General features: G+C 53.2%; 13 protein-coding genes. 5 read left to right on the forward strand and 8 right to left on the reverse strand.

The genetic code is table 11. The features are described 5' to 3' along the window. Nucleotides 1-13 precede the first annotated feature (13 nt). Nucleotides 14-1,336: a tRNA lysidine(34) synthetase TilS gene (gene tilS / locus NG42_RS16490; RefSeq protein ID WP_052900972.1), complete on the forward strand. Its 1,323-nt coding sequence runs from the start codon at nucleotides 14-16 to the stop codon at nucleotides 1,334-1,336. After that, nucleotides 1,326-1,640: a c-type cytochrome gene (locus tag NG42_RS16495; protein WP_072133750.1), complete on the forward strand. Its 315-nt coding sequence runs from the start codon at nucleotides 1,326-1,328 to the stop codon at nucleotides 1,638-1,640. Before tilS ends, NG42_RS16495 begins: the two co-directional genes overlap by 11 nt. Before the next feature lie 34 nt (nucleotides 1,641-1,674). Here NG42_RS16495 and rof read toward each other — a convergent pair whose 3' ends face one another. Beyond that, entirely contained in the window at nucleotides 1,675-1,938 is a 264-nt protein-coding gene (gene rof / locus NG42_RS16500) for a Rho-binding antiterminator (RefSeq protein WP_052900978.1), read from the reverse strand. Further along, a complete protein-coding gene (locus tag NG42_RS16505; protein ID WP_052900981.1) occupies nucleotides 1,925-2,125 on the reverse strand; it encodes a YaeP family protein in 201 nt (66 codons plus the stop codon). Before NG42_RS16505 ends, rof begins: the two co-directional genes overlap by 14 nt. 134 nt (nucleotides 2,126-2,259) lie before the next feature. On the opposite strand from NG42_RS16505, the gene NG42_RS16510 reads away from it, so the two are divergent. Continuing rightward, nucleotides 2,260-2,814 carry a YaeQ family protein gene (locus NG42_RS16510; RefSeq protein WP_052900984.1) on the forward strand — a complete coding sequence of 185 codons (555 nt, stop codon included), beginning with the start codon at nucleotides 2,260-2,262 and terminating at the stop codon, nucleotides 2,812-2,814. Beyond that, on the forward strand, nucleotides 2,811-3,227 hold the full coding sequence (gene arfB / locus NG42_RS16515) for an alternative ribosome rescue aminoacyl-tRNA hydrolase ArfB (RefSeq protein WP_052900987.1): 417 nt from the start codon (nucleotides 2,811-2,813) through the stop codon (nucleotides 3,225-3,227). The genes NG42_RS16510 and arfB overlap by 4 nt, the downstream gene beginning before the upstream one ends. Nucleotides 3,228-3,275: 48 nt before the next feature. Here arfB and proS read toward each other — a convergent pair whose 3' ends face one another. The 6 genes from proS to metN all read right to left on the reverse strand — a co-directional run bounded on the left by proS (nucleotide 3,276) and on the right by metN (nucleotide 8,893). Further along, nucleotides 3,276-4,994: a proline--tRNA ligase gene (gene proS, locus NG42_RS16520; protein WP_052900990.1), complete on the reverse strand. Its 1,719-nt coding sequence runs from the start codon at nucleotides 4,992-4,994 to the stop codon at nucleotides 3,276-3,278. A 107-nt stretch (nucleotides 4,995-5,101) separates the two neighbouring features. Beyond that, complete coding sequence (gene tsaA, locus NG42_RS16525; protein WP_052900993.1) at nucleotides 5,102-5,809, reverse strand: tRNA (N6-threonylcarbamoyladenosine(37)-N6)-methyltransferase TrmO; 708 nt, start codon at nucleotides 5,807-5,809, stop codon at nucleotides 5,102-5,104. Next, nucleotides 5,806-6,213 carry an Rcs stress response system protein RcsF gene (gene rcsF / locus NG42_RS16530; protein ID WP_052900996.1) on the reverse strand — a complete coding sequence of 136 codons (408 nt, stop codon included), beginning with the start codon at nucleotides 6,211-6,213 and terminating at the stop codon, nucleotides 5,806-5,808. The genes tsaA and rcsF overlap by 4 nt, the downstream gene beginning before the upstream one ends. Before the next feature lie 150 nt (nucleotides 6,214-6,363). Continuing rightward, on the reverse strand, nucleotides 6,364-7,179 hold the full coding sequence (locus NG42_RS16535) for a MetQ/NlpA family lipoprotein (RefSeq protein ID WP_052900999.1): 816 nt from the start codon (nucleotides 7,177-7,179) through the stop codon (nucleotides 6,364-6,366). Nucleotides 7,180-7,215: 36 nt separating this feature from the next. After that, nucleotides 7,216-7,869: a methionine ABC transporter permease MetI gene (locus NG42_RS16540; protein ID WP_052901008.1), complete on the reverse strand. Its 654-nt coding sequence runs from the start codon at nucleotides 7,867-7,869 to the stop codon at nucleotides 7,216-7,218. Continuing rightward, entirely contained in the window at nucleotides 7,862-8,893 is a 1,032-nt protein-coding gene (gene metN / locus NG42_RS16545) for a methionine ABC transporter ATP-binding protein MetN (protein ID WP_052901011.1), read from the reverse strand. Before metN ends, NG42_RS16540 begins: the two co-directional genes overlap by 8 nt. Nucleotides 8,894-9,083: 190 nt before the next feature. Between metN and gmhB the strand changes: the two genes are divergently transcribed. Next, complete coding sequence (gene gmhB, locus NG42_RS16550; protein ID WP_052901013.1) at nucleotides 9,084-9,644, forward strand: D-glycero-beta-D-manno-heptose 1,7-bisphosphate 7-phosphatase; 561 nt, start codon at nucleotides 9,084-9,086, stop codon at nucleotides 9,642-9,644. The last annotated feature ends 156 nt before the right edge of the window (nucleotides 9,645-9,800 follow it).

Consider the following 9,800-nt stretch of genomic DNA (forward strand, 5'->3'; position numbering starts at 1 on the left):
TGTCACCATCGCTATGCCACTGCTTTCCAGTATCAACGCCCAGCTTGCCGGGCATCAGCGCCTGCTGGTGGCCTACAGCGGTGGGCTGGATTCGACGGTATTACTGCATTTGCTGGTGCAACTGGCTAAAACCTCCCCCCATCTGCAACTGCGTGCTATTCATATTCATCATGGCCTGAGTGCTAATGCCGACCAGTGGAGCCAGCATTGTCAGCAACAGTGTGACCGCTGGCAGCTGCCGATGATTATCGAGCGGGTTCAGGTGGATGGGCGGGAAAAAGGCATTGAAGCAGCGGCGCGTGCGGCGCGTTACGCGGCTTTCTGCCGGCATCTGCAACCGGATGAGGCGTTGCTGACGGCGCAGCATCAGGACGATCAGTGTGAAACCTTACTACTGGCGTTAAAGCGCGGCAGTGGCCCGGCCGGATTAGCGGCGATGCCTGCGCAACTCTGGCTGGGAGACAATCCGCTATTGAGACCGTTGCTGGCGCAAAGTCGTCCACAGCTGGAGCTGTGGGCTGCACAGCATCAGCTGGACTGGATTGAAGACGAAAGTAATCAGGACACGCGTTACGACCGTAACTTCCTGCGTCAGCAGGTGCTGCCGCTGCTGAACCAGCGCTGGCCCCATTTCGCCGCCGCCACTGCACGCAGCGCCGCACTTTGTGGTGAGCAGGAACAGTTGCTGGACGAGCTACTGGCAGAGTCGCTGGCCGCGCTGGTTCAGCCAGATGGCTCGCTGCATATCGCACCGCTGCATTCACTGAGCGAGGTACGGCGCTTTGCGTTAATACGCCGCTGGATTGCCGGGCAGGGCGGCCTGATGCCGTCGCGTGATGCGCTACAGCGTATCTGGCACGAAGTGATTAACAGCCGTGAAGATGCTTCGCCGCGGATACAGCTGGGTGAGTATGAAATTCGGCGTTATCGTCAGGCGATTTACTGGCTGCCGCTGCGGCCGTCATTACGTGAGACGATAATTAGCTGGCAACGTCCGTGGCAGCCGCTGCAACTGCCGCATCAGTTGGGCACGCTGGTGGTCGATGAAAGCGGTATCGCGCTGCGCCAGCCGCATGCCGATGAAGCGGTGACGATCCGTTTTTATGCCCGTGGCGATGTGCATATCGTCGGTCGCGCCGGTGGGCGGGCGATTAAAAAATTGTGGCAGGAGTTTGCCATTCCGGTCTGGCAGCGTGAGCAGACGCCGCTGCTGTTTTATGGCGAGCAATTGATTGCCGCCCTTGGGGTATTTGTTACCCGCGCAGGAAGCACAGAGCATCAGCCCGGCTGGCGAATCAGCTGGCAGCAACATAATAAAGAGAGCAATGATGAATAAGTTAGTTTTGGCTGTGCTACTGGCATCAGTCAGTGTGCCGGCGTTAGCCGATAGTGATGCCAGCGCCGGTCAGCAGAAATCGGCGGCCTGTGCTGCCTGTCATGGCGCGCAGGGAAAAGCGAAGGTCGAGCTTTATCCTAATCTGGCCGGACAGCATGCCCCGTATCTGGCGCAGGCGTTGCGGGCGTATAAAAAAGGCGATCGCAGTGGTGGTCAGGCGGAAGTGATGAAAGCATTTGTGGCGGGATTAAGCGAACAGGATATCGACGATCTGGCTGCTTTTTATGGTAGCCAGCAGCCATAAAATGGCAGGGGCGGAATACATTCCGCCCACAGGATTAGTCAGACTCGCTGACCACCACCGTCCCCAACTTAGGGTGGCTGAAGCTGGCAATATGATCCAGTCGCAGTTCGCGCTGTTCACCAGCCTGGTCGATCGCCAGATACTCGACATTTTTACGCGAAACCATATCTTTGGCTTTCACGTTCAGTTTCTCGCCGTTTTTCAGTTCCAGCGTCAGCATCCAGTGGTTTTGGCAGGCGAGTTCAAGGTTGTCGTAATCATCACAATTGATCGGTTTGTACGCTTCATTCGTCAACATAATCGCTCACCAATAAGTTTGCAGCAGCATAAGCCGCTTGTTCCCTGACAGAAGAGTTTAGCTCATTATTTGCCGCTATCTCGTCCAGTGCTTTTAACGCACAGCCTATGGCGTCCGGCACGTATCCCAGGTCGCCACTGCCAATCCCGGCATATTTACGGCGAACTAATTCACAATACTTTTGCACATGCACCTCCTTCAGAGCATAACTCTCTGGCTCATAAGCGACTATAGCACAGGCTTTTACGTGAAATCAGCCCACCGCAGGGTGATTTGCTGTCGCGGCGCGTTACAATGCATTATCTGATAATGAGGGATTCCATGGCACTTAAAGCAACGATTTACAAAGCTAACGTCAATGTCGCGGATATGGATCGTAATGTCTTTCTCGACAGCAGCCTGACGCTGGCGCGTCATCCATCCGAAACGGAAGAGCGGCTGATGCTGCGGCTGCTGGCCTGGCTATGCCATGCCAGCGAGCGGTTGCAGTTCACCCGTGGGCTGAGTGCCGAAGATGAGCCGGAAATCTGGCGGATGAACGACCATAACGGTATTGAAGAGTGGATTGATTTAGGGTTGCCGGAAGAGAAGCGCATCAAGAAAGCCTGCAACCGCTCGGCCAGCGTTTACTTATATTGCTATAACTCCCGGGCGGCGCAGGTCTGGTGGCAGCAGCATCAGGCTAAGCTGTCTCAACAGCCGAATCTGACGGTACGCTATATTGACGATCGGCAGCTCAGCGCGCTTGTCGCCTTCGCCGCGCGCAATATGACATTGCAGGCCACGCTACAGGACGGCACCATCTGGCTTTCTGATGAGCAAAATCATCTGGAGGTGCGCTTTACCGACTGGCTGATCAATGGCAAAGCGCCATGATTGTGCTGTCGCGCAATGTCACCATCAGTGATGCAGAAATTGAGCTTAGCGCCATTCGCGCGCAGGGCGCGGGTGGGCAGCATGTTAATAAGAGTTCCACGGCGATTCATTTACGTTTTGATATCCATGCTTCGTCGCTGCCAGAATTTTATAAACAGCGGTTGCTGGCGGCCAGCCATCATCTGATTACGCCGGATGGGGTGGTGATTATTAAGGCGCAGGAGCATCGCAGCCAGGAGTTAAATCGTGAGGCGGCGCTTAAACGACTGGAAAATTTGATTAATGAGTTAACCGTGGTGGAAAAAACGCGGCGAGCAACGCGTCCGACGCTGGCATCGAAAAAACGTCGGCTGGAAGGGAAAGCGCGGAAAGCATCGACTAAATCGCTGCGTGGAAAAGTGCGCGGCGACTGAGATAATAAAAATGAGTACGGGCGGCGAGAACACCGCCCGTGGTAAGCATTACTTCGCCAGTTCAGCCACAAGGAAATCAACGATTTCGCTGGTTTTGATCATGCGTTTCTCACCTTCACGACGCGCTTTGTACTCAATCTCTTCGCTGTCGAGGTTACGATCGCCGATCACGATGGTGTGCGGTACGCCAATCAGTTCCATATCAGCAAACATCACGCCCGGACGCTCTTTACGGTCGTCCAGAATCACATCGATACCTTTGGCACGCAGCGTGCTGTACAGCTCTTCCGCTACTTCTTTCACGCGGAAAGATTTGTGCATATTCATTGGCAGAATCGCTACCTGGAACGGTGCCAGCGCCGCTGGCCAGATAATGCCGCGATCGTCGTGGTTCTGCTCAATCGCTGCCGCCACGATACGGGTGATACCAATGCCGTAACAGCCCATGGTCAGCGTCTGGTTACGCCCGTCTTCACCCTGAACGGAAGCTTTCATCGCTTCAGAGTACTTGGTGCCGAGCTGGAAGATATGACCCACTTCGATACCGCGCTTGATTAACAGAGTACCTTGACCATCCGGGCTGGCATCACCCTCCACCACGTTGCGAATATCCGCAACCTGCGCTTCCGGCAGATCACGCAGCCAGTTGATGCCGACAAAGTGTTTGCCGTCAACGTTAGCGCCGGCGCTGAAATCACTCATTTTGGCTACGGTACGGTCAGCAACCACCGGTAATGTCAGCCCAACCGGACCGAGTGAACCCGGGCCTGCGCCGACAGCAGCACGAATCTCTTCTTCCGTGGCGAAAGTTAAAGGTGCGGCAACAATATCAATCTTCTCTGCTTTGACTTCGTTCAGTTCATGATCGCCACGCACCAGCAGGGCAACCAGCGTATGGCCGCTCTCTTTAGTGGCTTTCACCAGCAGGGTTTTCACGGTTTTTTCAATCGGCAGATTAAACTGCTCAACCAGCGCCGCGATGGTTTTGGCATCTGGTGTGTCGATTTCGCGCAGCGCTTCGGTTGCTGCCGGACGCTCGCCCTGCGGTGCCACCGCTTCAGCCAGTTCGATATTGGCCGCAAATTCTGACTCGCTGGAGAACACGATATCGTCTTCGCCGCTCTGCGCCAGTACCTGGAATTCATGCGATGCGCTGCCGCCGATAGAGCCGGTATCCGCCTGAACCGCACGGAAATCGAGGCCCATACGGCTAAAGCTCTGGCTGTAGGCGCGATACATCACTTCATAGGTTTCCTGTAATGACTCCTGCGAAGTGTGGAAAGAGTAGGCATCTTTCATAATAAATTCACGTGAGCGCATCATGCCAAAACGTGGGCGCACTTCGTCACGGAATTTGGTCTGAATCTGGTACAGATTCAGCGGCAGCTGCTTATAAGAGCTCAGCTCGTTACGAATCAGGTCAGTCACCACTTCTTCATGGGTTGGACCCAGCACAAAAGGACGCTCGCCACGATCGACAAAACGCAGCAGTTCAGGGCCATACTGCTCCCAACGACCGCTCTCCTGCCATAAGTCGGCGGGTTGCACCACCGGCATTGAGATCTCGATGGCACCGGCGTTGTTCATTTCGTCGCGCACGATGTTTTCGACTTTCTTCAGTACGCGCAAACCGGTGGGCAACCAGGTATATAAACCGGAGGCCAGCTTACGAATCATCCCGGCGCGCAGCATCAGCTGGTGGCTGATCACTTCCGCATCGGCAGGGGTCTCTTTCAGAGTAGAGAGCAGATATTGAGTAGTACGCATGTTGTTACGGTTCCAATTAAACGGAAAACTATCGAAAAAAACTGCCTGAAACGCTGGCGGTTAGTGTACCAGCGTGTCTGAATCCTCAAAAGAGAGAGGGCAATAAATTAGCGTGGATCGATGGCAATGACTTCAGTTCCCGACGCCGTTACGCGCCAGCGCACGTTAAATGCCAGCAACCAGGCGGCGTATTCCCGATCCGGCTCTTCGCCTTTACGGTAAGCCGGTCGTGGGTCCTGCGCCAGCACCTGGGCAATAAAGCGCTCAAGTTGCGGATAGTGCTGCTGCTGCTGCGCAATTTGCATCTGTGCTGCGGGCGAGAAACTCACCGGCATATCGGCCGACGGTGCATGCTGGGCAAAGCCTGCGCGCGCATCGGGCAGCGCCTCGGCAAAAGGCAAATAGGGTTTAATGTCGACAATCGGTGTGCCATCGACCAGGTCGAGGCTGCCAAGCTTGAGGATCACGCTGTTTTTATCGCAGCGGATATCAAGCAGTTCGACCAGCGACATGCCGATCGGGTTCGGACGGAAAGTGGAGCGGGTGGCAAACACGCCCATACGGGCATTGCCGCCCAGCCGAGGTGGTCTGACCGTCGGACGCCAGCCACCTTCCATGGTCTGGTGAAAGATAAACAGCAACCACAGATGGCTGAATTCTTCCAGACCACGCACGGCGTCGGCCTGATTGTAAGGCGCGAGCAGATGCAGTTCGCCACCGCCGTCCTGAATCAGGCCCGGCTGGCGGGGAACCGCAAATTTTTCCTTCCAGGGTGAGCGGATAACACCGATTTGCTCGAAGGAAAATTGACTCATTGATCGGAAACTTTCAGCGCTGAGCCCTGGCAAATTGCCTGGCGATAACAGCCTGGCGAGCCAGTAACGATTTCACACTTGTGCAGCAGAACCGCGTTAGCTTTCATACCCGAGGCACGAATCTGCATTCTTTTGCGCGCCGTATTGATATTGGCGGGTGAATCCTGTGTGCTGCTTTGGCAGTCATCGCCAGACACTTCGCCCAAATCCCGGAAGGGCTTGCTGACCAGGTCTTCAGCATTGGTATACAGTTTTACTGGTGCTGGACGAGGAGCGGGTTTGGCGCGTACCGGTTCAGTCGGCGTCGATTGCGTGGTTGAGCTGCGAACCGGTTCGGGAGATTTGTGCAGCATTGAACACCCTGTCAGCGACAGCGCTAACAAACAGAGCGGTATAACACGCATGGGACCATCCTCATGTTTTTGAAAGTGGCGTTATTGAAGCAAGCTATGGTTGAAATGACAAGCAATCAAGCGGGATGAAGCAGGTATTACCAGTAAAAAAAAGGGCGACGTTGCCGTCGCCCTCAGTCTGGGTGCAATTAAGCGGTAAAATTACCAGCCTTTCACTGCGCCACCGTTGAAGATCTTGTTAGCGCCTTCGTTGACTTCGTCAGACTGGTACGCCTGAACAAATTTCTTCACGTTTTCTGCGTCTTTATTATCTTCGCGTGCAACCAGCAGGTTGACGTAAGGTGACTCTTTATCTTCAACGAAGATACCGTCTTTCGCCGGCGTCAGGCCAATCTGGCTGGCATACGTGGTGTTGATCACCGCCAGTGCAATCTGCTGATCGTCCAGAGAACGTGGCAGCTGAGGAGCTTCCAGCTCAACCAGCTTCAGCTTTTTCGGGTTCTCAGTTACGTCCAGTACGGTCGGCAGCAGACCAACACCGTCTTTCAGCTTGATCAGACCCTGTTGCTGCAGCAGCAGCAGAGTACGGCCAAGGTTAGTCGGGTCGTTAGGAATTGCCACTTGTGCGCCATCTTTCAGCTCATCCAGAGATTTAATTTTCTTGGAGTAACCGGCGATTGGATACACAAAGCTGTTACCTACTGGCGTCAGCTTGTAACCGCGATCTTTAATCTGCTGATCGAGGTAAGGTTTATGTTGGAAAGCGTTAAGGTCGATATCGCCTTTGCTCAGCGCTTCGTTTGGCAGCACATAGTCGTTAAAGGTCACCAGCTCAACATCAAGGCCGTATTTCTCTTTAGCCACTTTCTGGGCAATCTCAGCAACCTGCTGCTCTGCACCGACGATTACACCCACTTTGATGTGGTTAGGATCTTTCTCTTCCTGACCGCATCCAACCAGCGCCAGTGAACCAATCAGCGCACCCACAGCGGCAAGAGTTTTAAATTTAAAAGACATATCCTTTCCTTCAAAAATGAAATTAATGTTGCTTGTTTATTTATGGGTGACGGCGCTAACGATGCGATCACCACAGAACTGAATCAAATACACCAAAACCACTAACAATACTAATACCGTATTCATTACTGTAGCGTTGTATCCGATATAACCATACTGATAACCAATCTGGCCAAGACCACCGGCACCGACGGCACCACCCATTGCTGAGTAACCAACCAGCGTAATCAGCGTGATAGTCGCAGCATTAACCAGGCCCGGCAGCGCTTCGGGCAGCAGCACTTTGCGGATAATCTGCAACGGCGTGGCGCCCATGGCGCGTGATGCTTCAATCAGGCCGGTAGGCAGTTCCAGCAGGGCATTTTCCACCATACGGGCGATAAACGGCGCGGCGCCAACGGTCAGTGGCACGATAGCTGCCTGCAAGCCGATAGAGGTGCCAACAATCATGCGGGTAAATGGAATCATCCATACCAGCAGGATAATAAAAGGAATCGATCGGAAGATGTTAACCAGCGCGGAAAGCACGCGGTACAGCTTGCTGTTTTCCATAATCTGGCCCGGACGGGTCACATACAGCAGTACGCCGAATGGCAGACCAATCACAAAACCGAAAAAGCCGGAGACAAAGGTCATCATCAGGGTTTCCCAAATGCCCCGGCCCAGTAACCACATCATTGCCTCAGACATAACCTAATACCTCAACTTTCACGTGATGTTCTTTCAGGAACGCGATAGCGGCCTGGGTATCCGTATCGCTACCGTCCATTTCAGCCAGCATAATGCCGAACTTCACGCCACCGGCGTAGTCCATCTGCGCGCTGATAATATTGTTGTTAACGTTGAAACGGCGGGCTGCTTCTGAGAGCAACGGCGCATCAACTGATTTACCGGTAAACTCCAGACGTAATAAAGGTACGTTGTCGGCTTTCGCTTCAGACGTCATGCGATCAAGATAATCCTGTGGGATATCGAGATGCAGCGTGGACTGAATAAACTGTTGTGCCAATGGTGTTTTCGGATGTGAGAACACTTCGCTGACGCTGTCTTTTTCAATTAACTCGCCATTACTGATCACCGCAACCTGGTCACAGATACGCTTCACCACATCCATTTCATGGGTGATCAGCAGCACGGTAATGCCAAGACGACGGTTAATATCTTTCAGCAATTCCAGAATCGAGCGGGTGGTTGCCGGATCAAGCGCGCTGGTGGCTTCATCGCACAGCAATACCTTGGGATTAGTGGCCAGCGCACGGGCAATCGCCACACGCTGTTTCTGGCCACCGGACAGATTGGCAGGCCAGACATCTCTTTTCTCAGAAAGGCCAACCAGTTCCAGTAATTCAGCGACCCGTTGCTTAATCTGCTCACGTGACAAGTTGCCCAGCTCTAAAGGCAGGGCGATATTGCCAGCCACGGTGCGCGAGTTCAGCAGGTTGAAGTGCTGAAAAATCATGCCGATCTGGCGACGTGCCTGAGTCAGCTGACTTTCAGATAACGTCGTCAGCTCCTGGCCATCTACCAGAACGCTACCGGAAGTCGGGCGCTCAAGCAGGTTAACGCAGCGGATAAGTGTACTTTTACCGGCACCTGATGCGCCGATAACGCCATATATTTGTCCGGCAGGCACGTGCAGGCTGACATCAGACAGCGCTGTAATGGTGCGTGAACCTTGCTGGAACACTTTGGTGATATTTGAAAGTTTTATCATTATCTATTTATTATCGTGTTGAAAAGTTGTCCGTGGTACTTGTCTGGCGTCAATCATCGCAACCGCGAAATTTGATTGGATGTTAAGGCATCCAGACGGCTAAATCAATCGAAGTCATTCAAACTGAGATTCTCTCTTTTATTGCAATCATGCGATACTGTGCAGCAAATTTAGTAGCAGGAGTTTCTACGTGGCAGAGCTTGTACCCGCAATTTTCCTTGATCGTGACGGCACCATAAATGTCGATCACGGCTATGTCCATGAAATCGATAATTTCCAGTTTATTGATGGTGTCATTGACGCCATGCGTGAACTGAAAAAAATGGGCTTCGCTTTGGTACTGGTCACTAACCAGTCTGGCATCGCTCGCGGTATGTTTAGCGAAGACCAGTTTATGCAACTGACCGAGTGGATGGACTGGTCACTGGCCGATCGTGATGTTGATCTTGATGGCATCTATTTCTGTCCTCATCATCCGGAAGCGCAAGAAGAAGCTTATCGTCAACGCTGTGATTGCCGTAAACCGCAACCGGGTATGTTGCTCTCTGCACAGCAGGAGCTGAACATCGATATGGCAGCCTCTTATATAGTAGGCGACAAAATTGATGACTTACTGGCAGGTAAAGCAGCCGGAGTCGGTAAAAAAGTACTGGTTCGTAGCGGACAGCCTGTCACTGCTGAAGGTGAGGAAGCAGCAGATTGGGTAATTAATAGCCTTGCAGCGCTGCCTGAACGCATTAAACAGGGTTAAAAAGCAGCGTTTCGTACGAAGTTGCGGCAACCAGTAAAAAAGTTGAGATTTATGCTTGCTATCCCCGGCGGCCTCCCTATAATGCGCCTCCATCGACACGGAACAACGGCTTACAGGCCACGGTGTTGAGAGGTTCAGGAAGCTCTGAACCGCCGG

Source organism: Winslowiella iniecta (assembly GCF_001267535.1).
Taxonomy (GTDB): Bacteria; Pseudomonadota; Gammaproteobacteria; order Enterobacterales; family Enterobacteriaceae; genus Erwinia; species Erwinia iniecta.

Excerpts from the sequence above, each read along its gene's own strand:
- tilS (WP_052900972.1), top strand. The coding sequence starts at position 14 with ATGCCACTGCTTTCCAGTATCAACGCCCAGCTTGCCGGGCATCAGCGC.
- NG42_RS16495 (WP_072133750.1), top strand. The coding sequence starts at position 1,326 with ATGATGAATAAGTTAGTTTTGGCTGTGCTACTGGCATCAGTCAGTGTG.
- rof (WP_052900978.1), bottom strand. The coding sequence starts at position 1,938 with ATGTTGACGAATGAAGCGTACAAACCGATCAATTGTGATGATTACGAC.
- NG42_RS16510 (WP_052900984.1), top strand. The coding sequence starts at position 2,260 with ATGGCACTTAAAGCAACGATTTACAAAGCTAACGTCAATGTCGCGGAT.
- arfB (WP_052900987.1), top strand. The coding sequence starts at position 2,811 with ATGATTGTGCTGTCGCGCAATGTCACCATCAGTGATGCAGAAATTGAG.
- proS (WP_052900990.1), bottom strand. The coding sequence starts at position 4,994 with ATGCGTACTACTCAATATCTGCTCTCTACTCTGAAAGAGACCCCTGCC.
- tsaA (WP_052900993.1), bottom strand. The coding sequence starts at position 5,809 with ATGAGTCAATTTTCCTTCGAGCAAATCGGTGTTATCCGCTCACCCTGG.
- rcsF (WP_052900996.1), bottom strand. The coding sequence starts at position 6,213 with ATGCGTGTTATACCGCTCTGTTTGTTAGCGCTGTCGCTGACAGGGTGT.
- NG42_RS16535 (WP_052900999.1), bottom strand. The coding sequence starts at position 7,179 with ATGTCTTTTAAATTTAAAACTCTTGCCGCTGTGGGTGCGCTGATTGGT.
- NG42_RS16540 (WP_052901008.1), bottom strand. The coding sequence starts at position 7,869 with ATGTCTGAGGCAATGATGTGGTTACTGGGCCGGGGCATTTGGGAAACC.
- metN (WP_052901011.1), bottom strand. The coding sequence starts at position 8,893 with ATGATAAAACTTTCAAATATCACCAAAGTGTTCCAGCAAGGTTCACGC.